Annotated in this window: 26 protein-coding genes; 17 read left to right on the top strand and 9 right to left on the bottom strand. The window is 71.4% G+C overall.

Translation table 11 applies throughout. The features are described from left to right. Window position 1: 1 nt before the first annotated feature. Window positions 2–499, bottom strand: coding sequence for a hemerythrin domain-containing protein (locus ABEA42_RS06680; RefSeq protein WP_345502020.1), 498 nt, complete (start codon window positions 497–499; stop codon window positions 2–4). Between the two features lie 252 nt (window positions 500–751). On the opposite strand from ABEA42_RS06680, the gene ABEA42_RS06675 reads away from it, so the two are divergent. The 7 genes from ABEA42_RS06675 to ABEA42_RS06645 all read left to right on the top strand — a co-directional run bounded on the left by ABEA42_RS06675 (window position 752) and on the right by ABEA42_RS06645 (window position 10467). Next, entirely contained in the window at window positions 752–1570 is an 819-nt protein-coding gene (locus ABEA42_RS06675; protein ID WP_345502018.1) for a sigma-70 family RNA polymerase sigma factor, read from the top strand. A 63-nt stretch (window positions 1571–1633) separates the two neighbouring features. Continuing rightward, window positions 1634–2152 (top strand): DUF4396 domain-containing protein, encoded by a 519-nt coding sequence (locus ABEA42_RS06670; protein ID WP_345502017.1) that lies wholly within the window; start codon window positions 1634–1636, stop codon window positions 2150–2152. A gap of 202 nt (window positions 2153–2354) precedes the next feature. Continuing rightward, complete coding sequence (gene leuS / locus ABEA42_RS06665) at window positions 2355–5252, top strand: leucine--tRNA ligase (RefSeq protein ID WP_345502016.1); 2898 nt, start codon at window positions 2355–2357, stop codon at window positions 5250–5252. Between the two features lie 9 nt (window positions 5253–5261). After that, a complete protein-coding gene (locus tag ABEA42_RS06660; RefSeq protein ID WP_345502014.1) occupies window positions 5262–6113 on the top strand; it encodes a DegV family protein in 852 nt (283 codons plus the stop codon). Window positions 6114–6121: 8 nt separating this feature from the next. Continuing rightward, window positions 6122–6754: a glycerol-3-phosphate 1-O-acyltransferase PlsY gene (gene plsY / locus ABEA42_RS06655; RefSeq protein ID WP_345502013.1), complete on the top strand. Its 633-nt coding sequence runs from the start codon at window positions 6122–6124 to the stop codon at window positions 6752–6754. Between the two features lie 516 nt (window positions 6755–7270). Beyond that, window positions 7271–8038 carry a helix-hairpin-helix domain-containing protein gene (locus ABEA42_RS06650; RefSeq protein ID WP_345502012.1) on the top strand — a complete coding sequence of 256 codons (768 nt, stop codon included), beginning with the start codon at window positions 7271–7273 and terminating at the stop codon, window positions 8036–8038. A gap of 74 nt (window positions 8039–8112) precedes the next feature. Then, on the top strand, window positions 8113–10467 hold the full coding sequence (locus ABEA42_RS06645; protein WP_345502011.1) for a ComEC/Rec2 family competence protein: 2355 nt from the start codon (window positions 8113–8115) through the stop codon (window positions 10465–10467). A gap of 89 nt (window positions 10468–10556) precedes the next feature. On the opposite strand, the gene ABEA42_RS06640 is transcribed toward ABEA42_RS06645, so the two are convergent. Beyond that, window positions 10557–11486 carry a LysR family transcriptional regulator gene (locus tag ABEA42_RS06640; protein ID WP_345502009.1) on the bottom strand — a complete coding sequence of 310 codons (930 nt, stop codon included), beginning with the start codon at window positions 11484–11486 and terminating at the stop codon, window positions 10557–10559. 328 nt (window positions 11487–11814) lie between these two features. Between ABEA42_RS06640 and ABEA42_RS06635 the strand changes: the two genes are divergently transcribed. The 3 genes from ABEA42_RS06635 (at window position 11815) to ABEA42_RS06625 (ending at window position 14172) form a co-directional block, all read left to right on the top strand. Beyond that, window positions 11815–12297 (top strand): DUF6318 family protein, encoded by a 483-nt coding sequence (locus ABEA42_RS06635; RefSeq protein ID WP_345502008.1) that lies wholly within the window; start codon window positions 11815–11817, stop codon window positions 12295–12297. 404 nt (window positions 12298–12701) lie between these two features. Then, window positions 12702–13220, top strand: coding sequence for a hypothetical protein (locus tag ABEA42_RS06630; protein ID WP_345502007.1), 519 nt, complete (start codon window positions 12702–12704; stop codon window positions 13218–13220). A gap of 76 nt (window positions 13221–13296) precedes the next feature. After that, window positions 13297–14172: an NAD-dependent protein deacetylase gene (locus tag ABEA42_RS06625; protein ID WP_425572028.1), complete on the top strand. Its 876-nt coding sequence runs from the start codon at window positions 13297–13299 to the stop codon at window positions 14170–14172. Here ABEA42_RS06625 and ABEA42_RS06620 read toward each other — a convergent pair. Beyond that, window positions 14153–14740: a class I SAM-dependent methyltransferase gene (locus tag ABEA42_RS06620; RefSeq protein ID WP_345502006.1), complete on the bottom strand. Its 588-nt coding sequence runs from the start codon at window positions 14738–14740 to the stop codon at window positions 14153–14155. The two genes, ABEA42_RS06625 and ABEA42_RS06620, sit on opposite strands and share 20 nt — an antisense overlap. Window positions 14741–14758: 18 nt before the next feature. Between ABEA42_RS06620 and ABEA42_RS06615 the strand changes: the two genes are divergently transcribed. After that, window positions 14759–15268 (top strand): GNAT family N-acetyltransferase, encoded by a 510-nt coding sequence (locus ABEA42_RS06615; protein WP_345502004.1) that lies wholly within the window; start codon window positions 14759–14761, stop codon window positions 15266–15268. 172 nt (window positions 15269–15440) lie between these two features. After that, entirely contained in the window at window positions 15441–15854 is a 414-nt protein-coding gene (locus tag ABEA42_RS06610; RefSeq protein ID WP_345502003.1) for a DUF4259 domain-containing protein, read from the top strand. 47 nt (window positions 15855–15901) lie between these two features. Here ABEA42_RS06610 and lexA read toward each other — a convergent pair whose 3' ends face one another. Next, window positions 15902–16627: a transcriptional repressor LexA gene (lexA, locus tag ABEA42_RS06605; RefSeq protein WP_345502001.1), complete on the bottom strand. Its 726-nt coding sequence runs from the start codon at window positions 16625–16627 to the stop codon at window positions 15902–15904. Between the two features lie 260 nt (window positions 16628–16887). On the opposite strand from lexA, the gene ABEA42_RS06600 reads away from it, so the two are divergent. After that, window positions 16888–17286, top strand: coding sequence for a LysM peptidoglycan-binding domain-containing protein (locus tag ABEA42_RS06600; protein ID WP_345501999.1), 399 nt, complete (start codon window positions 16888–16890; stop codon window positions 17284–17286). A gap of 38 nt (window positions 17287–17324) precedes the next feature. Here the strand turns inward: ABEA42_RS06600 and ABEA42_RS06595 are convergent, their stop codons facing one another. Together ABEA42_RS06595 and ABEA42_RS06590 are read right to left on the bottom strand one after the other, a co-directional pair. Then, window positions 17325–18599, bottom strand: coding sequence for a CHAP domain-containing protein (locus ABEA42_RS06595; protein ID WP_345501997.1), 1275 nt, complete (start codon window positions 18597–18599; stop codon window positions 17325–17327). Between the two features lie 210 nt (window positions 18600–18809). Further along, on the bottom strand, window positions 18810–19919 hold the full coding sequence (locus tag ABEA42_RS06590) for a winged helix DNA-binding domain-containing protein (RefSeq protein WP_345501995.1): 1110 nt from the start codon (window positions 19917–19919) through the stop codon (window positions 18810–18812). A 48-nt stretch (window positions 19920–19967) separates the two neighbouring features. On the opposite strand from ABEA42_RS06590, the gene ABEA42_RS06585 reads away from it, so the two are divergent. Continuing rightward, entirely contained in the window at window positions 19968–20399 is a 432-nt protein-coding gene (locus ABEA42_RS06585) for an SRPBCC family protein (RefSeq protein ID WP_345501993.1), read from the top strand. 80 nt (window positions 20400–20479) lie between these two features. After that, complete coding sequence (locus tag ABEA42_RS06580; RefSeq protein WP_345501991.1) at window positions 20480–21076, top strand: dihydrofolate reductase family protein; 597 nt, start codon at window positions 20480–20482, stop codon at window positions 21074–21076. 44 nt (window positions 21077–21120) lie between these two features. Here ABEA42_RS06580 and ABEA42_RS06575 read toward each other — a convergent pair whose 3' ends face one another. Both ABEA42_RS06575 and ABEA42_RS06570 read right to left on the bottom strand, forming a co-directional pair. Then, window positions 21121–21882, bottom strand: coding sequence for an SDR family NAD(P)-dependent oxidoreductase (locus ABEA42_RS06575; protein WP_345501990.1), 762 nt, complete (start codon window positions 21880–21882; stop codon window positions 21121–21123). Between the two features lie 202 nt (window positions 21883–22084). Beyond that, on the bottom strand, window positions 22085–22564 hold the full coding sequence (locus tag ABEA42_RS06570; protein WP_345501988.1) for a hypothetical protein: 480 nt from the start codon (window positions 22562–22564) through the stop codon (window positions 22085–22087). A 150-nt stretch (window positions 22565–22714) separates the two neighbouring features. On the opposite strand from ABEA42_RS06570, the gene ABEA42_RS06565 reads away from it, so the two are divergent. Beyond that, on the top strand, window positions 22715–23440 hold the full coding sequence (locus tag ABEA42_RS06565; protein ID WP_345501986.1) for a ZIP family metal transporter: 726 nt from the start codon (window positions 22715–22717) through the stop codon (window positions 23438–23440). A gap of 90 nt (window positions 23441–23530) precedes the next feature. On the opposite strand, the gene ABEA42_RS06560 is transcribed toward ABEA42_RS06565, so the two are convergent. Next, window positions 23531–24007, bottom strand: coding sequence for a hypothetical protein (locus ABEA42_RS06560; protein WP_345501984.1), 477 nt, complete (start codon window positions 24005–24007; stop codon window positions 23531–23533). Window positions 24008–24585: 578 nt separating this feature from the next. On the opposite strand from ABEA42_RS06560, the gene nrdR reads away from it, so the two are divergent. Next, window positions 24586–25086 (top strand): transcriptional regulator NrdR, encoded by a 501-nt coding sequence (nrdR, locus tag ABEA42_RS06555; protein WP_345501982.1) that lies wholly within the window; start codon window positions 24586–24588, stop codon window positions 25084–25086. Window positions 25087–25116: the final 30 nt, after the last annotated feature.

Genomic DNA, 25116 nt, shown 5'->3' with positions numbered 1-25116 from the left:
GTCAGGACACGACCGCGTCGACGGCCTTCTTCAAGGCGCTGGGCTGGGCCGGTGAACGGGGAGCGCGCTTCTTCGCCTCCAGGAGCTGGGCGCCGAGCTCGCGGAGCTGTGTCCGACCCAGGCCCTCGCGCACCTTGGGGAACCAGTCGTCCTCCTCCTCGTCCATGTGGTGCCGGACGTTCTCGATGAGGACCGTGGTCTTGGCCGTGAACCGCTCGTCGGAGGGCTTCATCGCGGCGAGCTCCATGACGAGGACGTCGGCGACGTGGTGCTCCTCGTAGGACTCCAGGACGTCGTCCTCCAGGTCGGGCAGCAGGCGCCGCACCTCGGGGTACATGACCTCGTTCTCGATGTAGGTGTGGACGGTCAGCAGCTCGATGACCTTGGAGACGATGGTGCCCTTGCGGGACTCGGTCGTCGTCGACTTCTCGAACTCGCGGAACAGCGCGCGGACCTCCTTGTGGTCCTCGCGAAGGATGACGATGGCGTCCTGGGACATGGTTCTCCTCGGGGTCGCGGCGAGGCCCTCCTCGGGCGTCGCCGGCGGTGGTGGTGCTCGGGGTACGGGTACGGGTACGGGTGGGGTGCCGGTGGGGCGAAGGGGGCCTACCCGCTGGTCCGCAAGGCAAACGCCGTGGTCGGTGCCGGCTGCAGCGGTTGCGGGTCCGGTATGGGGGTGGTTGTGTGGTTCAGGAACACGTGGTCCAGCAGCGGCGCCACCGTCTTCTCCTTCAAGAGACGGGACCCCCGCATGGGAACGCTTGCACCGCTGGAGACCCGGACGCCCGAGGCGCCCGTCAACCCATCTCGCACCGACGACGTCCACGCGAGGGCCGACGAGCTCCTCGCCGAGGCGCAGGAGTGCCCCGACCACTCGCGCGCGCTGGTCCTGCGCCAGCAGGCAGTCGTCCTGACGCTCGACCTGGTCGACCGCATCGCCCGGCGCTACTCCGGGCGCGGCATCGACCTCGAGGACCTCGTGCAGGTCGGGCGCATGGCGCTCGTCAAGGCCGCGAACGGCTACCGCACCGGGTGCGGGCACGGCTTCGTCGCGTACGCGGGCCCGACCATCGCCGGCGAGATCAAGCGCCACTTCCGTGACTGCGGCTGGGCGGTGCGGCCCCCTCGCCGGCTGCAGGAGGTGAGGGCCGACCTCGCGTCGGAGCAGGAGCGGCTCACCCACGACCTGCACCGCGACCCCACCACCGCGGAGCTCGCCGACGCCCTCGGGGTGGCGCCCGAGGAGGTGACCAGGGCGCGTGAGTGCAGTGCTGCGTACCGCGCGGTCTCCCTGGACCTGCCTCCCGACCACGACGGCCAGCCCGTGGAGGTGGTGGCCCGGGAGAGCGGCGACATCGACCGCATGCTGCGGGTCGACTCGGTCGTGCACGCCCTGCACGGCCTGACGGAGCGGGAGCGGCGCATCGTCCACCTGCGCTTCGTCGAGGACTGCACGCAGTCGGAGATCGGTGAGCAGCTGGGCGTGAGCCAGATGCAGGTGTCGCGGCTGCTGGGTTCCATCCTCGGCAGGTTGCGCGTGGGTCTGGCCGAGACGGGGCGTGCGGCCTGAGGCCGCGGCGCCTCCCAAGGGGTCCTTCGGAATACACCCCCGGGGGGTATCGTTGCCAACGTCATGAGCGATCACACGCACCCCCACGCGCACGGCGCCTCCGAGCTCCCCACCGGTCGCCCCACCGGTCTCCCCACCACCTCGGTCGTCTCCTGGCAGCAGGCCATGGCCGCCACGCTCCACTGCCTGACCGGCTGTGCCATCGGTGAGGTCCTCGGCATGGTCGTCGGGACCGCCTTCGGCCTGCACAACCTCGGGACGGTCGTCCTGTCCGTGGTGCTGGCCTTCGTCTTCGGCTACGGCCTGACCATGCGCTCGGTGCTGGGCTCGGGACTCCCGGTGCGCGCCGCCCTCGGTGTGGCGCTCGCGGCCGACACGGTCTCGATCGCCGTGATGGAGCTCGTCGACAACGGCTTCATGCTCGTGGTCCCCGGCGCGCTGGACGCGGGCCTCGCCACGACCCTGTTCTGGCTGTCGCTGGCCGCCTCGCTGGCCCTGGCCTTCGTCATCACCGTGCCCGTCAACCGCTGGCTCATGGCTCGGGGCAGGGGGCACGCCGTGGTGCACGCCCACCACCACTGACCCCGGGGTCGAGCTGCTGCGCTACCGTAGGCACATGGCTCGGCAGCTCCTCCTTCCCTAGCCGCGTCGGCCCCCGGACCACCGAGGCCGCCGCGGCCAGCCCCTCCTGCGCGAGGGGCTTTGTCATGAGCAGCCCCGGCCCGCGGACCCGCAGCCAAGAGCAGCCACCGTTGGCCACGACGCACGACGACCCGAGGACACCATGAGCGAGACGCCGCACCGCTACACCGCCCAGATGGCCCAGCAGATCGAGCTGGCCTGGCAGGACCGCTGGCAGGAGGAGGGCACCTTCCACGCGCCCAACCCGGCCGGTCCCTGGGCCGAGCCCGAGAAGGTCGGCGACCGCGAGAAGCTCCTCGTCCTCGACATGTTCCCCTACCCGAGCGGGGCGGGCCTGCACGTCGGGCACCCCCTCGGCTACATCGCCACCGATGTGTTCGCGCGCTACCACCGCATGACCGGTAAGAACGTCCTGCACTGCCTGGGCTACGACGCCTTCGGCCTGCCCGCCGAGCAGTACGCGGTGCAGACCGGCCAGCACCCGCGCAAGACCACCGAGGCCAACATGGTCGTCATGAAGCGCCAGCTGCGCAGGCTGGGGCTCGGCCACGACGACCGCCGCACCATCGCGACGATCGACCCCGACTACTACACCTGGACGCAGTGGATCTTCACGCAGATCTTCAACGCCTGGTACGACCCCGAGGCCGTGCGCCCCGACGGGGGAGTGGGGCGCGCCCGGCCGATCGAGGAGCTGGTGCAGCAGTTCGCCGCCGGTGAGCGCCCGGTGCCCGGCGGTGCCGACTGGGCCTCGCTGAGCGCTGCCGAGCAGTCCGCCGTCCTCGACGACTTCCGCCTGGCCTACACCTCCGAGGCCCCGGTCAACTGGGCGCCCGGCCTGGGCACCGTGCTGTCCAACGAGGAGGTCACCAACGACGGGCGGTCCGAGCGCGGCAACTTCCCGGTCTTCAAGACCAACCTGCGCCAGTGGATGATGCGGATCACCGCCTACGCCGACCGCCTCGCCGACGACCTGGACCGCGTGGACTGGCCCGACAAGGTCAAGGCCATGCAGCGCAACTGGATCGGTCGCAGCCAGGGCGCGCGGGTCGCGTTCCCGGTGGTGGGCCACGACGCCTCCATCGAGGTCTTCACGACGCGTCCCGACACGCTGTTCGGCGCGACCTTCATGGTCCTGGCGCCCGAGCACCCGCTCGTGGACACCCTGGTGCCGACCGGTGGCTGGCCCGAGGGCACCACCCCGGCCTGGACGGGCGGCGAGGCGTCACCGCAGGCTGCCGTCGCGGCATACCGCCTGGCGGCCTCGCGCAAGAGCGAGCTCGAGCGGCAGACCGAGGGCAAGGACAAGACCGGTGTCTTCACCGGTGCGTTCGCCACCAACCCGGTCACCGGCACGCAGGTGCCCGTCTTCGTCGCCGACTACGTGCTCATGGGCTACGGCACCGGGGCGATCATGGCCGTGCCGGCGCAGGATGAGCGCGACTGGGACTTCGCGGCGAAGTACGAGCTGCCGGTGGTCCGGACGGTGCAGCCGTCCGAGGGCCACCCGGAGGACCAGGCGTTCACCGGCGAGGGCGCTGCGATCAACTCCTCCAACGACGAGGTGTCGCTCGACGGCCTCCCCGTCGCCGAGGCCAAGGCGACGATCATCGAGTGGCTGTCGGCCAAGGGGTTCGGCGAGGGCACGGTCAGCTACAAGCTGCGCGACTGGCTGTTCAGCCGGCAGCGCTACTGGGGCGAGCCGTTCCCGATCGTCTTCGACGAGGACGGCGTCGCCCACGCGGTCCCGGACTCGATGCTGCCGGTCGAGCTCCCGGACGTCCCTGACTACTCTCCCAAGACCTTCGACCCCGACGACTCCTCCTCGCAGCCCGAGCCGCCGCTCGGCCGGGTGCAGGAGTGGGTCGACGTCGAGCTCGACCTCGGCGACGGTCGCGGCGTGCGCAAGTTCCGCCGTGAGACCAACACCATGCCCAACTGGGCGGGGTCGTGCTGGTACTACCTGCGCTACCTCGACCCCGCCAACCACGACGCGTTCGTCGACCCGGGCAACGAGGCGTACTGGATGGGGCCGCAGGCCACGCCGGTCGCCGGCGCGCCGGAGGGGGCCAAGGACCCCGGTGGCGTCGACCTCTACATCGGCGGCGTCGAGCACGCGGTCCTGCACCTGCTCTACGCCCGCTTCTGGCACAAGGTCCTGCACGACCTGGGCCACCTCAGCAGCGAGGAGCCCTTCCGGAAGTACTTCTCGCAGGGCTACATCCAGGCGCCCGCCTTCCGGGACCACCGCGGCCAGCCCGTCGAGGCGTCCGAGGTCGTCGAGGTCGCGGACCCCGCCGGCGGCGAGCCGACCTACACGTGGCAGGGCCAGCCGGTCACCCGTGAGTTCGGCAAGATCGGCAAGTCGCTGAAGAACGTCGTCAGCCCGGACGAGATGTGCGAGCAGTACGGCGCCGACACCCTGCGCGTCTACGAGATGTCGATGGGGCCGCTCGAGCTGAGCAAGCCCTGGGAGACGCGGGCCGTCGTCGGAGCGCAGCGGTTCCTGCAGCGGTTGTGGCGCAACGTCGTCGACGAGGAGACCGGTGAGGTGCGGGTCGTCGAGGCGCCCCTGGACGACGCGACGGCCAGGGCGCTGCACAAGACGATCGATGCCGTGTCGCGGGACTTCCCGACGTTGGGGTTCAACACCGCGATCGCGCGGTTGATCGAGCTCAACAACGCGCTCACCAAGCTCGACGCCGTACCCCGCGAGGCCGCCGAGAAGCTCGTCGTCATGGTCGCGCCGCTCGCCCCGCACATCGCCGAGGAGCTGTGGTCCCGGCTCGGCCACGACGAGACGATCACCTACGCGCCGTTCCCCGTCGCCGACCCGGCGCTGCTCGTCGAGGACACCGTGACGTGCGTCGTGCAGGTCAAGGGCAAGGTCCGCGACCGCCTCGAGGTGCCTGCCGAAATCAGCGAGGACGCGCTGCGCGAGCAGGTGCTGGCGCTGCCGAAGGTCCAGGCGGCCACGGAGGGCGGGATCCGAACCGTCATCGTGCGTGCCCCGAAGCTCGTCAACGTGGTGCCTCTGTAGCCTGCGATGGTGAACGTCGCCATCGTCACCGACTCCACGGCCTACCTGCCGCAGTCCTTCGTGGCCGACCACGGCATCCAGGTGGTGCCGTTGCACGTCGTGATCGGCGGCACGGAGTTCAGCGAAGGGGTCGACGTCTCGACCGCCGAGGTGGCGGTGGCGTTGCGGTCCTTCCGGCCGGTGTCGACGTCGCGACCCTCGCCGCAGGCCTTCCTCGAGGCCTACGAGAAGGCTGCCGCGGCGCAGGCCGACGCGATCGTGTCGGTCCACATCTCGGCCGACATGTCCTCCACCGTGGAGTCTGCCCACCTCGCCGCCCAGCAGTCGCCGGTGCCCGTGACGGTCGTCGACTCGCGTTCGCTGGGTATGGCGATGGGTTACGGAGTGGTGTCCGGCGCCGAAGCCGCTGCAAAGGGTGCCTCGGCGGAAGACGTTGCAGGAGTAGTGCTCTCGCGCTCGGTCGGATCCAAGGTGGTCTTCTACGTCGACACGTTGGAGCACCTGCGACGGGGTGGCCGGATCGGCTCGGCCTCAGCCTTCCTCGGGTCCGCCCTGGCCATCAAGCCGATCCTCGAGCTCGCCGACGGCCACATCCGGCCCCTGGAGAAGGTGCGCACCTCCGCACGCGCGCTGGCCAGGCTGGAGGAGATCGCCGTCACCGCCGCGGAGGGTATGGAGCACGGGGTGGACATCGCCGTCCACCACCTCGACTCGGCCACCCGCGCCGAGGACCTCGCCGCCCGGCTGCGCGAACGCGTACCCACCGCCCACGAGGTGGTGGTCGTCGAGCTCGGGGCCGTGGTCGGTGCCCACGTCGGGCCGGGGACCCTCGCCGTCGCCGTGTCGCCCCGGACAGCCTGAGGTCCGGGATGGGCGCCGGGCACGAGTCGTTCTGGGAGCTGGCCGAGGTGCCCGTGGCGTCGGCTGTCGCGTTCGTGGTGGGAGCGGTCAACCCGGCCACCATCCTGGCAAGGATCCTCGGCAAGGACCTGCGCCACGCAGGTTCGGGCAACCCCGGTGCCACGAACGCCGGACGCGTCCTCGGCCCCCGCTGGGGTGTCGTCGTCGGGGTGCTCGACGTCCTCAAGGGCCTGCTGCCGGTGGTCCTCGCGCAGCACCTGTTCGGCACCGTCACGGCGCTCTTCGTGGGGCTGGCGGTGGTGCTGGGCCACATCTGGTCGCCGTTCCTCAAGGGCCAGGGCGGCAAGGGTGTGGCCACCTCGCTCGGCGCGATCCTCGCGGTGGAGCCGTGGTTCGCGCTCGTGATGGTCGTGGTCTTCGTGCTGCTGGTCTGGCGGCTGCGGTGGGTCGCCGGGGCGTCGGTGTCGGCGTGCCTGCTGCTGCTCGTCCTGGGGCTGCTCTCGTGGTTCCGGTGGCTGCCCGTCGGGTCACGTGACACCGGTGCGTGGTGCGTCGTCGTGGCGCTGCTCGTGATCTACCGCCACCGGCGCAACATCGAGCTCTGGATCTCGGCTCGGCGCGGGAGCTCCTCGACGGCCTGAGGCCGGGGTGGTCGTCTCCTGCTCGACCGGCGCATCTGCCCGGGTTCGACCGGCGCTTCTCCACGGGTTCGGCGGGCGCTTCCCCACGGGTTGGTCGGGCTGCGTACGTCGCCTTCGCCCGTCCACAGGCACGGCGGCCAGGGAGGCCCGTCCACAGCTGCCCACGGTGGCGTCGATCCCGGCGTCGCCCCTTCCTAGCGTGCCCGTATGCCGTTGCGTCGCCGCCCGCCCGAGCCCTCACCCCGCGTCCGCGCCCTGCTCGAGGGTCCCGGTCCGACGGTGCGAACGCCGCATGCACCGCGCACGGGGGCCGAGGCCCTGCCGTCCGCGCCTGCAGGGAGAGCGGGTGCGCTGGACACCGACGTCGTCCCCTGGCAACCCGCGCGGGAGTGGATCGAGGGTGCGGACGCGGTCGCCACGCCGGCTCCCGCTGCTCGGGGCGACGCACCGGTCCTGCGACCGGGGAGCGGCTCCGGTGACGGTCCCCGCACGCGGTCCGGCCGCCACCGTCGGCCGGTGCCGCCCGGTCCGAGGCTGCTGACCCTGCCGTCGTCGCTGGTCGGTGCCCGTCTCGGCGGCCCCCGCGCCGCTGTCGTGGGACTGCTCGTGGTGGTGGTCGTGGCAGCGGCCGGCTTCGGCGTCCGCGTCGCGTGGGCGCGCGCTGCGAGCGCGCCGCACGTGGTGGCTCCAGCGCAGTCGGGCTCCGCCCTGGTCAGCCACTCGTCCGGCGGCTCGACGTTCGCGTCGTCCTCGACCGACTCGGGAGGGGGCGGGCCGCCGGTGGGCGCCGGGGCAGTGCCGACGGGTGGCGTCACGGTGCACGTGGTGGGCCAGGTCAAGAGCCCCGGCGTCTTCCGGCTGCCGGCGGGTGCCCGCGTCGCGGACGCGGTGGCCAAGGCCGGTGGCGCGCTCAAGGGGGCCGACCTGGCGTCGGTCAACCTCGCCCGCGTCCTTGCTGACGGCGAGCAGGTCCGCATACCGAGGCCGGGTGAGGCGGTCACCCCGCAGGGCGCCGCCGGTGGAGGCGTCCCCAGCTCGGGAGGGTCCGGCCCTGCGGGCGGTCCCGGTGCCGCCGGGGGAGTGGGCGCCGGCGGCAAGCTCGACCTCAACACCGCCACCGCCGCGCAGCTCGAGGAGCTCCCCGGGGTGGGCCCTGTCCTGGCGCAGCGCATCGTCGACTGGCGCACGGAGCACGGGCGCTTTGCCTCCGTCGACGAGCTCGGTGAGGTGAGCGGCATCGGGGAGAAGATCTTCGCCGAGCTCCAGCCGAAGGTGAGCGTCTGATGTCCCGCGGCACTCCTGTGCCCGTCGTCTCATCGAGCCGGGCCGACAGCGATCCGACCAGCCGCGGGTCCGCCGTGCTCGACCTGCGACTGCTGGTCCCTGCGCTCGTCGCGTGGGCAGTGTCAGCTGCCAGCCTCGCCCTGGAACCGCTGGTCCTGGTGGTCCTCGCCACGGTCGCCCTGGTCCAGACGGTCGTCGCGGTCGCGGCCGGACGCGGTACCCGCAGTGGTCCGGCCGCACCGCGCGACCTGCGCGTCGTCGTGGCCCTGTCCGCCGGCACGGTGGCCCTGGTCCTGCTGGCGACGGCGGGTCACCGGGCCGTGCGCCAGGCGGGGCCGATCGAGGAGCTGGCCCGTGGCCATGCGGTGGTCACCCTCCGCGGCATCGTCGCGAGCGACCCGGTGGTGCTCACCCAGGCGGGGCGCGACGGGGTCACCGTGCGCTTCCGCATGGACGTGCGTCGTGTGGTGGGCCGAGGCGCCGCCTCCACGGTGTCCGCCCCTGTCCTGGTCGTCGGAGACGAGCGGTGGCGGACCGTAGCGTGGCGGTCAGGGATCGAGGTGCGCGGAAAGCTGGTCGTGGCGGAGGCCGGTGATGACGTCGTGGCCGTGGTCCGTCCCTCGGGCGAGCCGGTCACGACGTCGCGCCCGGGTTGGGTGGCCCGCGGCGCCGAACACCTCCGGGCAGGTCTGCGCGCGGCGGCCTCGCCCCTGCCCGCAGACGCGCGAGGCCTCCTGCCGGCGCTGGTGATCGGTGACACGAGCCGGACCCCTACCGAGCTCAACGACGCGATGCTGGCCACGGGGATGACACATCTGGCTGCTGTCTCGGGGAGCAACGTGGCGATCATCCTCGCGTTCGCCCTCGGCGGGGCGGCCCTGCTCGGCGTCCGACGGCGGTGGCGCCCCGTCGTGGCAGTCGTGGTGCTGGCCGGCTTCGTGGTGCTCGCACGCCCGGAGCCGAGTGTCGTCAGGGCGGCGACGATGGGAGCGATCGGCCTCATCGGACTCAGCAGGTCTCGGCGGGCTGCGGGCATCCCCGTGCTGTCTGCGGCGGTCGTCGTGCTCCTGGTCGTCGACCCGTGGCTGAGCCGGTCGTTCGGCTTCGCGCTGTCGACCCTCGCGACGCTGGGGCTGCTGTTGTTCACGCGCACGTGGGGTGAAGCCATCGGCCGCCGGCTACCCGCCAGGATCCGGTCGTGGGGCCCTGCCCTTGCCATACCCGTTGCGGCGCAGGCGATGTGCGCACCCGTGGTCGTCCTCCTGCAGGGGAGCGTCTCCGTGGTCGGGGTGCTGGCGAACCTCCTGGCAGCACCGATGGTGGCGCCGGCGACGGTGTCGGGTGTCGCGGCCGCCGTGGTGGCGCCGGTGTGGCCGTGGGGTGCGACGGCCCTGTGCTGGGTGGGGGCGTTGCCGGCGCTCGGGATCGCGTGGGTTGCGCGCTCCTGCGCCACGCTCCCGGGAGGCACGATGCCCTGGCCCGACGGGGCGCCGGGTGCGCTCCTGCTCACCGCCATCACGGTGTTCGTCATCACCTCCGGCCGGTGGTGGGCGCACCGCGTACGGGTGCGGCCGGTGGCCTCCCTGTGCGCCTGTCTGCTCGTCGTTGCTGCGGCGGCGCCCACGTCCTCCGCGACGTGGCCGGCTCCCGGGTGGCGGTTCGTGGCCTGCGACGTCGGGCAGGGCGATGGGCTGGTGCTCGCGACCCGACCCGGTCACGGGGTGCTCGTCGACGCCGGGCCCGACCCGTCCGCCATCAACGCGTGCCTGCGCCGGCTCCACGTCGGCGTCCTCGACTCGGTCGTCCTGACCCACCTGCACGCCGACCACGTCGACGGCCTCCCCGGTGCCCTCTCCGGGCGGGAGGTCCGTGAGGTGCTGACCACGCCGGTGCACGAACCCGACTACCAGTGGCAGGAGGTGCAGGGCTGGACGAAGGCTCGCGGCGTACCTGTCCGGGAGGTCTCCGCGGGCGACCACCTGGCCTGGCCCGGCGTCACGGCGGACGTCTGGTGGCCGCAGCGGCGCATCTCCAGCGGGTCGGTCCCCAACAACGCCAGCGTGGTCATGGCCGTGCGTTCGGGGCCGGTCGACCTGCTGCTGCTCGGCGACGTGGAGCACGAGGCGGCGCACGCGGTGCTGCTGGAGCTGCGGCGCGACCCGGAGATGCGTGCGGAGGCCGGCCGGTTCGACGTGGTCAAGGTCGCCCACCACGGGTCAGGCAACCTCGACGAGGACCTGCTCGCGGAGGTGGCCGCACCAGTGGCAGTGATCAGCGTCGGCAAGGACAACGACTACGGGCACCCCTCACCGAAGGCGCTGGAGGTGTTGCGCCGCAACAGGTATGCCGTGTTCCGCACCGACCAGCGCGGAGACGTGGCGGTCGTCGCGCAGGACCAGGACGTGGGTGTGACGTGGCGCCGGCGGTGAGCTTCGTCGAGCAGAGGCGGGCTGTCGGCCGAACGGTCAGGCGAACTGCTGGCCTCGGACCAGTGGCAGCGGGCGCACCGGCGTCGTGCTCAGTTGCTGGCGAGCACCCGGGGCGTGGCCTTTGCCGCCTCGCAGAGGGCCTCGATGGTGGCCTGCACCGCAGGCACCCTCTGGAGGTCGGCCGTCGTGACGACGCTGATGGTGCGGCGGGAGGCGGGCGTCATGGGGAGGGTGACGACGTCGTGGTGGTGGGCCGTGCGGAGGATGAGGTCCGGGATGAGCGCCACACCGAGACCCTCGGCGACCAGGCCGAGCACGGCGACGTAGTCCTCGGTCTCGAAGCCCACGTGCGGGGAGAAGCCCTCGTTGGCGCACATCTGCAGCAGGTGCCCTCGACAGCGAGGACAGCCGGCGATCCAGTTCTCCTGCGCGAGCGCGGAGAGCTCGAGGCTCTCCCGGTCGGCGAGCGGGTGGGAGCGCGGGAGGGCGAGGCGCACTTCGTCATCGAGGAGCTTGTGCGTCACGAAGAGGTCCATGTCCTCCTCGCCGCGCCCCACGTCGGTGCCCTCGTAGGCGAAGGCGACCGCGAGGTCGCACTCACCAGCCTTGAGTGCAGCCAGCGACTCGGGCGGCTCGGCCTCGGTGAAGGTGACCTGCACGTCGGGGAAGCGCTGCTTGACCAGGGCGAGCGCGCGGGGGACGAGCGTCGCGGAGCTCGAGGGAAACGCCATCAGCCGCACGCGCCCGGCGCGCAAACCCGCGATCGCGGCGACCTCCTCCTCGGCTGCGTCGAGCGCGGAGAGGACCGCCACCGCGTGGCGCGCGAGGACCTGGCCGGCCTCGGTGAGGCGGACGTTACGGCCCACGCGCTCGACGAGGACGGTGCCGGTGCGCTGCTCGAGCCGCCGCACCATCTGCGAGATCGCAGGCTGCGAGTAGCCCAAGGACAAGGCCGCGCCGGTGAAGCTCCCCTCGTCGGAGATCGCCTTCATCACGCGGAGGCCAGCAGCGTCGATCATGGTCCAAAGCATAACCGCTGGTTATCGGTAGGCCTAGATGTTGTCTCAACGGTGATGAGTCGCGTGGCGTCCGAGCACGCGTCTCGGCTGGCCGGGGGTGGCTGTCTGTGGATGACGAATGCCCGCAAATGCGGGTATTCCGTAGAATCGGTACCGTCGTCGTGCTCAGGGACGGGCTGTGCCGGTGAGAGCAAGGGGGATACACATGCGTGGGGGAGCTGGACTCTCGAAGGCCGTCGTGGCGGCTGCGGGGGTAGTGGCGTTGGGGCTGGTTGCCGGGTGCAGCGGGGGAGACGAGGCACCACCCGACGGTTCAGGGACGACGAGCGTGGGGAGCGCCACGCCGTCTTCATCCTCGTCGACGCCGACTCAGTCGACGACGTCCACTGCTGCACCGGAGGTGCAGGTACCCGCCGCAGCGACCAAGCGCACAGCCGCCGGAGCCGAAGCCTTCGCGAAGTACTACTGGACTCAGGTAGGTCAGTCGCTGGTGGCGGTGGACTCATCACGAATTCGATCTCTCTCCACAGACTCGTGTGCCGACTGCAGGGGATTGTTCGAAGTGGTTCAGACCATGCGCACTAAGGGAGAACGTGCCGAGCGCTCATCGTTCGACATCAAGCTCGTGACCTGGGTGTCTGGCAACGCGGCCGCGCAGGTCGTGGAAGTTGCTGGCAAGGAGAGGCCTGTTCGCGTCCTAAATGGGAACGGCGACGTCCTACGTACTTCAAAGTCCGGAGTCTTTACCTGGTCTACAAGTGTCGTCTGGCAGGAAAACCGCTGGCTCGTCGATAGCTTCAAGGGGTTGTGATGTCGCTGATGAGACCCGTGATCTCGGCGACCCTCCTCGTTTCGTGTATCTGGCTTGGTTCCCCGGCGCCATCCTCCGCTGCCGGCTACGCATGCGGTACTGGGCTTCTGGGAGGTCAGATGTCGAACGCGGCTGCGGCGGCAACTGCGAAGACGTGCCCGTCTGGAAGACCGAAGTCGAAAGAGGTCGTCGCCAAGCCGGCTAGCCGAAGTGAGGCGCCACGAGTCGAGTACCGAATCGTTCCGGCTTGTGCGCCGAAGCGGATCTCCGACACTGTTGGAGGCCAGGCCACCAACTGCTCGTACGCCATGACGGCATGCTCCTACCGCACTCCGCCGTCCGACGAGATCCTGTTCTGGGTTCAGAGCCGCCGAGCCGGTGGAGAGTGGACGACGATCCGCACGATGTGTGGGCTCGACAATGCGCCACCGGGGGTGCCCGCACCGGCCGTGCCGACGATGGGCCAGATCCAGACGGCCTTCAAGCAGCTGCCGTTCTCCAAGCCGCGGGTGTCCATCCAGCCGGCCGACAACGTGACCCTGGTGAACCTGCCCACCTACTACCGCGCCACCTGGCCTGACGACAACGGACTCCAGCCGGGGGAGGTCAGCCAGCCGGTCAAGCTCTTGTCGTGGTCGGTCGAGTTCAAGATCGCGCCACGCTCCTACACGTTCCGCTACGGCGACGGCAGTTCGAGCGGTGCGGTGACCGACGCTGGCGGCGTCTACCCCGACGGCGCCATCAAGCACACGTATGCCAAGGCGCAGCGCGCTGCCCAGGTGTCGGTCGACTCCCAGCTCACCGGCCAGTACCGCGTCAACGGTGGCGAGTGGGTCGACATCAACACCGTCGCCGACCTGCAGGACGAGCCGGTCACCACGCTGGAGGTGCAGGAGGCCAAGGCGCGCCTGGTGAGCCACTGACAGGAGCCCGGCGCCGCCGGGGTCGGCTCGCCGAGCCACCCTCGCAGCCCCCACGTAACCTGTGGGGGTGACCGACGTGACGCAGGCGCATCCAGCGCAGGGCGGCTACCACCTCGACGGAGCCAGCAGCCCGGCAGCGCTGGCGGCGGTGGCGGACCTCCTCGAACGCCGCCGCGTGCTGACGCTCACCGGTGCCGGCATCTCCACCGAGTCCGGCATCCCGGACTACCGCGGCCCTGACGGCAAGCGACGCGTGACGCCCATGCAGTACTCGGAGTTCGTCGGCTCCTCACAGGCTCGCCAGCGCTACTGGGCGCGCAGCTACGTCGGCTGGCAACGGTTCAACCTCGCTCGGCCCAACGCCGGGCACGAGGCCGTCGCCGAGCTCCAACGAGCCGGACGTCTGGGCGCGGTCATCACGCAGAACGTCGACGGCCTCCACCAGGCGGCCGGCGCCACCGACGTCACCGAGCTGCACGGCGCCCTGGCCCGAGTCGTCTGCCTGACGTGCGGCGACCTCTCCAGCCGCTGGGACCTCGACGAGCGGATGCGGGCCACCAACCCCTCGTTCGAGGTGACCAGCAACGAGATCCGACCCGACGGCGACATCGCCCTCAACGAGCTCGACGTCGCCGACTTCATCGTCCCGCGCTGTCTCGTCTGCCGGCAGGACACCCTCAAGCCCGATGTCGTCTTCTTCGGTGAGTCGGTGCCGAAACCGTTGGTGGAGCACTGTTTTCGACTCACTGAAGAAGCCGAGGTGCTCTTGGTGCTCGGGTCGAGCCTGAAGGTGATGAGCGGCTACCGCTTCGTCCGACGGGCGGCGGCGCGGGGGATACCCGTCGTCATCATCACCCGCGGAGCCACGCGCGGCGACGCCGAAGCGACCATCCAGCTCGACGCCCCGCTCGGCCCGACCCTCACCGACCTCGTCAGGCTGCTGGCCGCCTAGCGACGAGCACGGCATCGATCGCGTCGCCGCCCTCGGTGTGCCGCACCAGCTCCTCGCATCGCTCGACCTGCAGGCCCTCTGACGCGGCGCGCAGCTCGTCGAGGGTGTGGAGCAGCGCCGGGTCCTGGGGACCGCCCACGCCGTCAGTGAGGTTGCGCAACGCGTGACCGACGACGACCAGGGCGCCACCCGGTGCGAGCCAGCGCCGGCACCGCCCGAGCACGTCCTCGGGCAGGTGGAGGTAGGCGACCAGCACCAGGTCGTAGAGGACGCCCGGCGACGGTTGCCACGAACGCGCGTCGGCGACCGCCCAGTCGACTGCGAGCCCGCGTCGGGTCGCCTCGGACTCACCCTTGCCGAGACCCACCGCCGAGAAGTCGACCGCCGTCACGCGCCAGCCCAGCGACGCGAGCCAGAGGGCGTGCCGGCCCTCGCCGGCGCCGAGGTCCAGCGCCCGCCCCGGTGGCAAGGGCGAGACGATGCGCTCGACCTCGGCGTTGGGTCCGGAGCTCCAGACCCGGTCGCTGGCTGCATACCGCTCGTCCCACATGCGCTGCCGGTCGGTCATCCCCCTAGCATCGCCGATATGAGCCCGGCCGCCACCGCGATCACCGTCCGCGATGCCGTCGCCGCCGACGTCCCGTCCATGGCGTCGATCTACGACGAGCAGGCCCGCACCTCGGTGGCGACGTTCGACACCGAGCCACGTGGGGCGGCATACCTCGGGGAGAAGGTCGCGGGCGCCGCCGGGAGCGACATCGTCCTCGTGGCCGTGGATGGGGACGAGCTGCTCGGGTACGCCTTCTCCGGACCGTTCCGCCCACGGCCCGCCTACGACGGCACCAAGGAGGTCTCGGTCTACCTCGCGGAGGGCGCGAGGGGGCGTGGCATCGCCACGCAGCTGTACTCCGCGTTGCTCGGCAGGCTCGACGCGCTCCCTGACGTGCACACCCAGGTCGCGGTCATCGCCCTGCCCAACGACGCGAGCGTCTCCCTGCACCGTCGGCACGGGTTCGAGCAGGTGGGCGTGCTGCGCGAGGTGGGGCACAAGTTCGGCCGCTACGTCGACACCGCCTGGTACCAGCGCCTGGGGTAGCCTGCCCCGGCCGGAGGCGAACGAAGGTCCATGGCCACCTCAGCCGAACGACCACTGGCGTTTCGTGGCAGCCCTTGGCACTCTCGGTGACGAGGGGACCGGCACCAGCCGGCCCCAGCGAGAGGACACACCGCTCAAGGACCAGTGCGAGCCGAGGCACAGGGAGGCCGGTATGGGAGCTGCCGGAACGGGACCGTTCGAGAACGACGACGCGTTGGACTTCCTCGACACGCTCGAGGAGGCAGGGCCCGACGAGCGCCGCGCCCACGTGGAGCGGGCCATGGCTCGTGTGATCCGCTCGGACGGCTACATCGAGGCGCCGGAGATGGCCGAGGCCATCGCTGCCGCCGTGGTGGTCGCCGCGTGCGACGACCCCGAGAGCGTCGCGCGCGAGCGCCACGTACCCCGCTGGGTCGAGGAGGAGCCGCTCGAGGTCGACGAGCGCCTCGAGGACCTGGCCACCTCGGCGCTGCACCGGGCCCTGCGCCCGGACGACAACGAGTGGTGGGAGCTCTGGGACGAGGCCCGCGCCACGGACGACATCACCCAGCGCCTGAGCAGGTACCTCGAGACGCTGGGCGACTGACGCTGCCCGTTGGCGCAGGCATCTGACGCAGGTGACCGGCGTGAGGCTCAGACCCGGCGCAGCACCGCCGTGACCTTGCCCAGGATCGTGGCGTGGTCGCCGTCGATGGGCTCGAACGCCTCGTTGTGCGGCATCAGCCACACCTTGCCGTCCTTGCGCTTGAACGTCTTGACGGTGGCCTCGTTGTCGAGCATGGCGGCCACGATGTCGCCGTTGTCGGCGGTGGGCTGCTGGCGCACGACGACCCAGTCGCCGTCGCAGATCGCCGCGTCGATCATCGACTCACCGACGACCTGCAGGAGGAACAGCTGGCCCTCCCCGACGATCTGGCGGGGGAGCGGGAACACGTCCTCGACGGTCTCCTCGGCGAGGATCGGCACACCGGCGGCGATGCGACCCAGGACCGGGACGTAGGAGGCCTCCGGGCGCTGGTCGCCGACCCCGGTCTCGTCGTAGACGGCCGTCTCGTCGTCGGCGCTGGCCCCGCCGCGGTAGCCGCGCATGTCGGCGGGGGAGTCGGGGGAGACGACCTCGATGGCGCGGGGCCGGTTGGGGTCGCGCCGCAGGAACCCCTTGCGCTCCAGGGTGGACAGCTGGTGCGCCACCGAGCTGGGCGAGGTGAGCCCGACGGCCTCGCCGATCTCGCGCAGGCTCGGCGGGTAGCCGCGACGGTCCACCGAGTTGCGGATCACCTCGAGGACCCGGCGCTGGCGGACGGTGAGCCCGTCGCCGTGGTCGCGGTCGGGGAGCTCCTTGACGTTGTCCTCGCTCATGCCGGTTCCTCGTTTCCGCAGGTCAGGTGCCGTGAGCCGGGGTCTTGGAAGAGGTCCGGCGACGGTGGTACGGGTGCGTTGTCAGTGGCCTCTGATGTGCTTGAGGCATGAACACAGCGTATGGCGTTCGAACGCCTGTGCCAAACATGTGTTCGACGCGTGTCTTGCCGCATTCGAACACGCGTGCTAGAAATCAGTCCAGAGGTAGTTCGCACATCCGTTCGAACCGCCACCAGACATTGACCACCACGGAGGACCAGATGAGTGCAGCAGTCGCTTGGGACGTCACCCCCGCACCTTTGCGGATGCCGGTGCGACCGACCCGCCCGCAGCTCGTCTCCGTGCCCACGGGTGACGACGTCGTCATCCGCCCCGCGGCGCCGCTGCGCCTCACGCGGGCCGGGCGGCTGGCAGTCACCATCACGGTGCTGGTGGCCGCAGTGGTGCTCGCGATCAGCCTGCTCTCCGGCGGCGCGTCGGCCGCGGTGATCGACCACGCGACGACCGTGCAGTCGGGCCAGACGCTGTCCGAGGTCGCCGCGGCGCAGCTGCCGCAGCTCCCGCTGGCGGACGCCGTCGCCCGCATCCAGGTCGCCAACGACCTGGCCGGCTCCGACGTCCACGCCGGTCAGACGCTGCTCATCCCCGCAGTCGGCTGACCCGGGCCGGCTGACCCAGCTGCTGACCCAGTTGCAGCTCAGAGGACCAGCTTGTCCTTGATGTGGGTCCAGTAGAGCGGGCTCGACGTACCCGCCTTGTCGACGGCGACCTGGTCCACGAGGGTCGTGGGTTGCGGGGTCCCGCCGACCTGGTCCCACGAGTAGACGTAGTGGGCGACGCCGCCCTTCATCAGGTAGACCTTCTTGGTCGTGTAGCCGCGGACGTAGGACCCGTCCACCGGGCGGTACGACAGGTGGTTGTAGCGGGTCGCGCTGCCTGCCTTGTCGATCGCGTACTGGTCGACGGTCATGGGGGTCCGCTTGCCGCCGATGTTGTCCCAGTTGGTGACGACGACCGGTGCGCCGCCTGCGATCTTGTAGACCTCGCCGCGCTGGCCGCCCTTGACCAGGGTGCCCTCGGCGGGCCGGGTGAGCAGGTGGTTCCAGTGGCCGCCGGTGCCGGCCTTGTCGATGGCGTACTGGTCGACCTTCGTCGTCGCCTGCGCGCCGCCGAACGGAGTCCACGTATAGACGTACACCGGTGCGCCGCCCACCACGCGGTAGACCTCGTTGCGCTGCGCGCCGCGGATGAAGGTGCCCTCGGCGAGCCGGGCCGGCATGGAGGCCAGGGTCGTCGAGGAGATGAGGTGGGTGGGCTGGGTGCCCCCGAGGCCGGTCCACGTCGAGGTGTAGATGGGTGCCGAGCCGACGAGCCGGTAGACCTCGTTGGTCTCCCGCACGCGCAGGAACGAGCCGGACTTCGGCGGCTGGTAGGCCTGGTCCCTGAAGTGGATGAAGTTGCTCGGCCAGTTGCGGTCGCCCTTGTAGACGCGCCAGCGCGAGGAGTAGCCGCCACCCCACGAGGAGTCCGAGATGGCGATGTACGACGACGTGACCTCCTCGACGTAGCCGACGTGTCCCGCGCTCGGCGCGTAGGCGCTGCCGTAGTTCCACTGGGCGATGGAGCCGGTGCGCGGCGTCTTGTCGACGACGTAGCCGCGCGACTTGGCGCTGGTGGCCCACTGCCCGCCGTTGCCCATCCCGCTCTCCTGTCGCACCCCGTTGCGCGCCAACCGGTAGGCCACGTAGTTGACGCAGTTGTTGCCGGAGGAGTTCACGGGGTAGCCCCACACCGACTTCCCGGCATACCCGCTGAAGGAGATGCAGGCGGTCGAGTAGGCCTTGCACTCGCTCACCAGGCCCGCTGCCTCGGCGGCCCTCGGGGCGACGGCGACGAGGGCGGTCGCCGTCAGGGCCAGCGCGAGCAGGCGCAGGACGGCGTGGGCGGAGGCACGGTGGAGGCGTGAGCGCATGACTTCCTGGGGGGTGGGGGGCAGTACGGCGCCGGAGCGCAGGTGGCAGGGCCCGGGGACCCGGCAACCTGAACAGACTGGACGGGCGATGTCCGCTTTGTCAGGCACATCCGTTAAGTCCAACCGTGTAATTCATCAACTCTCGTCGCCGTCGCCCGATGTTGTGTGAAATGGGCGGCCGCTGAGCCCTCGCCCACGCAGCGAGCTCGACTAGCCGCGCCAGAGGTGGGGTGTCCGGTCGTCCTCGAGGTAGCGGAGCTCCAGCTCGAGGAAGTCCGCCAGCCGCTGGGCCGCTTCGCGCACCGCAGCCCTGCCCTGGTCGTCCACGCTGCGCGCCAGCCGGACGTCCACCTCGACCTCGCCGCCGCGGACGCTGCGCTTCCACAGGCCGACGTTCTGGGCGTCGACGACGACCCGGGCCCAGAACGGGTCGGGGTGCTTGGCGAACGGGTGGTCGGCGACCGCCGGGAACGGCACCGTGGGGTAGGTCAGGACCACCTCGTCGTAGACGGGGAAGAGGTAGCCGGAGGTGGCGGCCGGGCTGCGTCGCGGCACCACTTCGGGGTCGAACCAGTGCGGGGTGCCCCCGACGTCCACCTGCTCGAGCACATCGCCGAGCTGGGCCAGAGCCACCTTGGTGCGCGCGACGGTCTGCGACGACCACCGGGTGAAGTCCTTGACCGTGGCGGGTCCGTGCCCGGCGAAGAACCGGCGAACCAGCTCGACGAGCGCCTCGTCCTCGTCCCTCGCACGCGTCGGCGGCACGACCTCGTCGACCAAGGCGTAGGAGTGGTGCACGCCCTTCTGCGGACCCGAGCAGAGCAGGCCGAGCAGCTCCGCGACGAGGAGCAGGTGCCCCAGCGGGGGTCCGGGCTCGATCGCCGAACCCCGCTCGACGAACGCCTCACCGATCTCGGCGCGGGTCAGGTGGCGGCGACCCTGCAGCAGGTCGGCCAGCAGCGACAGCCCCGAGTCCATCCGCCGGGTGTCGTCGAGGCCTAGCTGGCGGTGGCGCCCCGCCATGGACGAGAGCACGCGTGGGGACGTGAGGGCCAGGATCCAGCGAAGGTCCTCCCGAGCCACGAAGTGCCACGTCGGGCGAAGGATGTGGGTGCGCAGGAAGTCGCCGCTGTCGTGCTCGCGGCGAACGGCGGCATACGTGGCGTGCCGCGTGCGCAGGCCCAAGGAGAAGAAGGCGTGGTCGCGCTCCTGGCTCTGGACGCACGTGAGCAGCCGGACCGCATCGGCAGCCCGGGGCAGGGGTGCCGAGCTGAGGCGCTGGGTGGCGAGTCGCTGAGCGAGGACGCGCGCAGAATCCATACCTCCCATCCTCTCGAAAGGGACCGACAGCAGGAGGACAATGTCGAGATGGAGCAGCACACCACCGTCGACATCGCCGCCTCGCCGGCCCGGGTGTGGGAGGTGATGACCGACATCGAGCGCTGGCCGGAGTGGACGGCATCGGTGCGGTGGGCGCGCCGGCTCGACGAGGGCCCGCTGCGTCCGGGGTCGAGCGCCAAGCTGAGCCAGCCCCGCATCCCCACCTCCGACTGGGTGGTCACCGAGCTGGAGCCGGGCTCGTCCTTCACCTGGGTCATGCGCGGCCCGGCGATCCTCACCAAGGCCCGTCACGTGGTCGAGCCGCTGCCCGGTGGGGGCAGCCGCGTGACCTTGAGCATCGAACCGCACGGCTGGCTGGGGGAGCTCGTCGCGCGGGCGTACCGCGCCACCACCGACCGCTACCTCGCGATGGAGGCCGCCGGCCTCAAGACGCGCAGCGAGGACGCGTCCCGGTCGTGAGCCACGGGCGATGAGTTCCTCGGCCCCGGGTGGTCGGTACCACTGACGGGAACGACCCACGACGAGCGAGGGAGCAGGCGATGGGCAAGGTCATCGCAGGGATCACGATGTCGGTCGACGGCTACGTCACCGGGCCGGACGACGGGCCCGGGTGCGGCCTGGGGGTGGGTGGGGAACGTCTTCACTACTGGGTCTTCGGCGGCCCGTGGAGCTACGACGAGCCGCGCGGCGAGATGGAGCCGGTGGACGCGGGGTGGATGGAGAAGGGCATGCGCGACATGGGCGCTGTCGTCGGCGGCCGCGCCACGTACGAGGCCTCCGGGCACTGGGGCGACGAGAACCCTTGGGACGTACCGTTCTTCATCGTCACGCACCGGCCCGAGGAGCAGCCCGACGGCGGCGCGTTCACCTTCATCGAGGGCGTGCGCGAGGCGGTGGCGGCGGCCCGGGATGCCGCCGGCGACCGCAACGTGCACGTGATGGGCGGTGCCGACGTCATCCGCCAGGCGCTCGACGCCGACCTCGTCGACGAGCTGAGCATCATCGTCGCGCCCGTCGTGCTGGGCGCGGGCAAGCGGCTGTTCGAGGGCTTCACGCGTGACCTCGAGCTCGAGCAGCTCGGGGTCACCCAGTCCCGCTTCGCGACGTTCATCGACTACCGCGTGAAGCGGGACTGAAGCGGGACTGAAGCGGGACGCGCCGAAGGGCCCGGTGGCCGGCGTCAGCGGGCGAGGTAGCCGCCGTCGATCGGGTAGTAGGTGCCGGTCGCGAACGACGCGCCGTCGCTGGCCAGCCAGGCGACCAGCTCGGCGACCTCCTCGGGCTCACCGATGCGCTGCAACGCGTGCTGCGTGGCGAGGAAGTCCAGGACCGACTGCTCGAGGTGGGCGTCCAGCAGGGGGGTGCGGATGAAGCCCGGGCCCACGGCGTTGACGCGGATCTTGTCGGCGGCGTGCTCCCACGCGGCCACCTGCGTCATGCCGACGACACCGTGCTTTGCCGCCGTGTAGGCGCTCGCCGTGGCGAAGCCGACCGCGCCGAGGATCGAGGCCATGTTGATGATCGAGCCGCCGCGTCCGCTGGCCTTCATGGCCCGGATCGCCGCGCGCTGGGTGTAGAAGACGCCGTCGAGGTTGATGCCGATGACCTGGTGCCAGCCCTCGTCGGTGTAGTCGCCGCTGTTCAGGGCCTCCCCGCCGATGCCCGCGTTGCAGACGGCGATGTCGACGTGTCCGAGGTGCTCCACGGTGGCGTCCATGGCCCCGTCCACTGCCGCGGAGTCGGACACGTCGACCACCGCGCTGTGGGTCCGGCACTCGAACGCCTCGAGCTCCTTGAGGACGATGTCGATGGCGGCCTGGTCGAGGTCCCACACCGAGACGTCGGCGCCGGAGCGGGCGAGGATGTGGGCGCAGGCCCGGCCGATGCCGGACGCGCCGCCGGTGATGACGGCGACCCTGCCGCCGAGTCCGTAGCTGTTCATCTGTTCCTGCCTTCGTGGTGGCCCTGAGGGCTTGCCCGGGAAAGGTCCCGCGGTCGTGCTCCCACTCTCGGGCTGCCCACCGGGGCCGGGTAGGGCCCAAGGGCCCGAGGCGCACACCGGCAACGCCGCGCGGGCTCCGTCGCCGGCACACACGACGGGAGCCGGCCCCGCCGCAGCGGGGTCGGCTCCGGGAGCACGTGCGTCAGGGCGCCATACGGGTGCCGGTGAAGGTGCCCGTGGCGGTGAAGATCTGCGCACCGGTCGCGTCGTACCCGGTGACGGTGAAGGTGCCGACGAGCTTGCCACCGCTCAGGTGCCCGCGAACCCGGACGCGCACGCTGCCGGCAGGCATGTCGGGCCCGAGGTCGGTGGTGCCCCAGAAGGTCGCCTTGAACCGGTCGCCGTCCATGGCCCAGACGCCGTTGCTGACCGAGCCGGCCGGCCGGATGTCGTTGCTGACGATGATGCCGCCGGCACCGATGCTGACGACGGTCGTGCCCGGCTCCGGGTCGGCCGGCGGGTCGTTGGTGTGCTCGATCCACCAGCCGCCGAGGACGCCGCTGCTCGAGTCGCTCGCCGACGCCGATGCGACCCCCGTCCCGGCGACCAGGACTCCGCCGGCCGCCACCCCCGCCGCCGTGCGCACGAGCTGACGACGGTCGATCCTTGCTGCTCCGCTCATGAGAACCTCCTCCGCTACGGGTTCCCTGCGCCTTCGATAGTCCCGCCGCCCCGCCCGGCCCGGGTCACGCAGACGGCCTAGTCCTGCTGTGGTCCCCGGGCGTGGCCGACCGCGGCGGCGACCGTCCCCGGGCAGGGCTACGGTGAGCGCGTGCTGGAAGCAGGGTTCTGGGGTTTCGTCGGTGGAGTGGCGCTGCTGGTCGGCGCTGCCGCCGGCATCTGGCTGCCGACCTCGAAGCGGGTCATCGGCTGGGTCATGGCGGTCGGGTCCGGGGTGCTCGTCAGTGCCCTGACGTTCGAGCTCGCGGGCGAGGCCTACGACAAGGCCGGGGGAGTCTCCACGGTCCTGGGCCTGCTCGGCGGGTCGGTCGTCTTCTTCCTGGGCGACTGGTGGATCGACAGCCGCGGAGGCCACCGCCGCAAGAGCCCCAACGGCCCGCAGGCCGGCGCGGCCGGGACCGCGCTCGCGCTGGGAGCCCTGCTCGACGGCATACCCGAGAGCGCCGCCATCGGTGTGTCCACCATCGGCGGGGGAGGCGTGGGGGTCGCCGTGGTCGCGGCTGTGTTCCTCTCCAACATCCCCGAGGGGCTCTCGTCGTCGGCCGGCATGAAGTCCGCCGGGCACAGCGCGCGCTCGATCATGGGGCTGTGGCTGGGCGTCACCGCCGCGGCCACCGTGGCCGCGGCACTGGGGCGGGTGCTGCTCGACGGGGCCGACCCGGCGGTCGTGGCGACCATCCAGGCGTTCGCTGCAGGGGCGATCCTCACCATGCTCGCCGACACCATGGTCCCCGAGGCCGTCGAGCACGCCGGACGCCTCGTCGGGCTCCTCACGGTGGTCGGGTTCAGCGCGGCGTTCCTGCTCTCGATGGCCTGAGTCGGCTTCCCGAGCGGCTCGGCCGGGCGGGGGGTGACCTGCATGGGTGACCTGCAGGGCTCGGCCGGCGGGGCCCTGCAGGGGTGAAGGTCAGGCGCGCAGGCGAGTGCCCCTGAACGTGCCCGTGCCGCTGAAGATCTGGGTGCCGTCGGGGGAGTACCCGGTGATCGCGGCGGTTCCGACCATGACCCCACCGGAGAGCCGACCCTGGATCTGCACGCGCGTGCTGCCCGGGTCCGCACCCCCGGTGGGCGGGGCCAGGGGGGCCCACAGGATCGCTCGGAAGTGGTCGGCATCGCCCGACCAGCTGCCGTTGCGCACCACGCCCGCAGGACGGATGTCGTTGGCGACGATGACGCCGCCCGGGGCCATGCTCACGATGGCGATGCCGGGGGAGGGCGGTGCGGGTGCGTCGTCACTGTGCTCGAGCCACCAGCTGCCGATGAGGCCGGCGTGCTCGTCGGCAGAGGCGGCTGCTACCCCGGAGCCTGCGACGAGGACGCCGCCGACGGCGACCCCCGCCGCGGTGCGGACCAGGTGTCGACGGTCGATGGATGAAGCGGTCATGCGAACCTCCGTGGGACGGTCCCTGCAGATGGGTGGGAGTCCCGGCATCGCGGCTGACCCTGCCGCGCAGCGGTGTCCGGCAACTGTCCATCGTCGCGCGAGGGGCGCAGTGGCGCGTCGTGCAGCCTGCGTAGGACCCGTGAGCGGCGGCGTCCAGATGCGCCTGTGCGGCCGACACCAGATGTGGGGTGGCCGGCGACGTCGCACCCCACATCTGGGGCGCCTCTGGCGTCACACGAGCCCCATCAGCATCAGTTCGGGCGTGTCGTCGCGACCCTGCGCAGGCCCCTGACCTGCGGCGATGCACACTGCGCTACGGAGTTTGGAGGAGTTTCCGGGACTCGCTTGCGTCCCGGGGCGCAGCGAGGCAGACTATCCCTACATCTAGTGGTTACACGGCTGTAGTTCGTCCACATGTAGTGCACAGGGCAAGGCCGGTTCTCCACACGTTGTCCCCAGCAGGTCCACAGTTTCGTCCCCAGCCCCACTCGTGAGGGCGCGGGCCGGGAGCGCCCACCGGCGCCACGCGTCACACCCCATCACACCCACGTCCGACACCTCCGAGGAGGCCTGCCGTCATGCACTGCCCGTTCTGCCGGCACACCGACTCCCGGGTCATGGACTCGCGCACGACCGACGACGGCAGCTCCATCCGCCGGCGCCGCCAGTGCCCGGAGTGCGGCCGCCGCTTCACCACGATCGAGACGGCCAGCCTCACGGTGACCAAGCGCTCCGGCGCGAGCGAGCCGTTCAGCCGGGGCAAGGTCCTCGCCGGCGTCCGCAAGGCCTGCCAGGGCCGCCCGGTCACCGAGGACGACCTCGCCCTCCTCGCCCAGCGCGTCGAGGAGTGCATCCGCCAGCAGGGGCAGGCCGAGGTCGAGGCCCACGAGGTGGGCCTGGCGATCCTCGGGCCGCTGCGCGAGCTCGACGAGGTCGCCTACCTCCGGTTCGCCAGCGTCTACCAGGCGTTCGAGTCGCTCGAGGACTTCGAGGCCGCGATCACCCTGCTGCGCGCCGAGCGCGAGGCCACCGGCACCGAGCCGGAGCAGGGACGCACCGCCGGTATGCCGCCGGGCTGAGCCCCGCGCCATACGCACCACAAGCACCAC

It is taken from the genome of Pedococcus ginsenosidimutans, from assembly GCF_039544395.1.
Classification (GTDB): Bacteria; Actinomycetota; Actinomycetes; order Actinomycetales; family Dermatophilaceae; genus Pedococcus; species Pedococcus ginsenosidimutans.
Note: the sequence above shows the minus strand (reverse complement) of the source record. Positions and strands in the feature narration are given on the sequence as shown.

What these genes read in the sequence shown, in the direction of transcription:
- ABEA42_RS06600 (WP_345501999.1), top strand. Translation starts at nt 16,888, where the DNA reads ATGAGTGCAGCAGTCGCTTGGGACGTCACCCCCGCACCTTTGCGGATG.
- ABEA42_RS06580 (WP_345501991.1), top strand. Translation starts at nt 20,480, where the DNA reads ATGGGCAAGGTCATCGCAGGGATCACGATGTCGGTCGACGGCTACGTC.
- ABEA42_RS06575 (WP_345501990.1), bottom strand. Translation starts at nt 21,882, where the DNA reads ATGAACAGCTACGGACTCGGCGGCAGGGTCGCCGTCATCACCGGCGGC.
- plsY (WP_345502013.1), top strand. Translation starts at nt 6,122, where the DNA reads ATGGGCGCCGGGCACGAGTCGTTCTGGGAGCTGGCCGAGGTGCCCGTG.
- leuS (WP_345502016.1), top strand. Translation starts at nt 2,355, where the DNA reads ATGAGCGAGACGCCGCACCGCTACACCGCCCAGATGGCCCAGCAGATC.
- ABEA42_RS06595 (WP_345501997.1), bottom strand. Translation starts at nt 18,599, where the DNA reads ATGCGCTCACGCCTCCACCGTGCCTCCGCCCACGCCGTCCTGCGCCTG.
- ABEA42_RS06610 (WP_345502003.1), top strand. Translation starts at nt 15,441, where the DNA reads ATGGGAGCTGCCGGAACGGGACCGTTCGAGAACGACGACGCGTTGGAC.
- ABEA42_RS06630 (WP_345502007.1), top strand. Translation starts at nt 12,702, where the DNA reads ATGTGTGGGCTCGACAATGCGCCACCGGGGGTGCCCGCACCGGCCGTG.
- ABEA42_RS06670 (WP_345502017.1), top strand. Translation starts at nt 1,634, where the DNA reads ATGAGCGATCACACGCACCCCCACGCGCACGGCGCCTCCGAGCTCCCC.
- lexA (WP_345502001.1), bottom strand. Translation starts at nt 16,627, where the DNA reads ATGAGCGAGGACAACGTCAAGGAGCTCCCCGACCGCGACCACGGCGAC.
- ABEA42_RS06570 (WP_345501988.1), bottom strand. Translation starts at nt 22,564, where the DNA reads ATGAGCGGAGCAGCAAGGATCGACCGTCGTCAGCTCGTGCGCACGGCG.
- nrdR (WP_345501982.1), top strand. Translation starts at nt 24,586, where the DNA reads ATGCACTGCCCGTTCTGCCGGCACACCGACTCCCGGGTCATGGACTCG.
- ABEA42_RS06615 (WP_345502004.1), top strand. Translation starts at nt 14,759, where the DNA reads ATGAGCCCGGCCGCCACCGCGATCACCGTCCGCGATGCCGTCGCCGCC.
- ABEA42_RS06640 (WP_345502009.1), bottom strand. Translation starts at nt 11,486, where the DNA reads ATGATCGACGCTGCTGGCCTCCGCGTGATGAAGGCGATCTCCGACGAG.
- ABEA42_RS06675 (WP_345502018.1), top strand. Translation starts at nt 752, where the DNA reads ATGGGAACGCTTGCACCGCTGGAGACCCGGACGCCCGAGGCGCCCGTC.
- ABEA42_RS06590 (WP_345501995.1), bottom strand. Translation starts at nt 19,919, where the DNA reads ATGGATTCTGCGCGCGTCCTCGCTCAGCGACTCGCCACCCAGCGCCTC.
- ABEA42_RS06560 (WP_345501984.1), bottom strand. Translation starts at nt 24,007, where the DNA reads ATGACCGCTTCATCCATCGACCGTCGACACCTGGTCCGCACCGCGGCG.
- ABEA42_RS06680 (WP_345502020.1), bottom strand. Translation starts at nt 499, where the DNA reads ATGTCCCAGGACGCCATCGTCATCCTTCGCGAGGACCACAAGGAGGTC.
- ABEA42_RS06620 (WP_345502006.1), bottom strand. Translation starts at nt 14,740, where the DNA reads ATGACCGACCGGCAGCGCATGTGGGACGAGCGGTATGCAGCCAGCGAC.
- ABEA42_RS06585 (WP_345501993.1), top strand. Translation starts at nt 19,968, where the DNA reads ATGGAGCAGCACACCACCGTCGACATCGCCGCCTCGCCGGCCCGGGTG.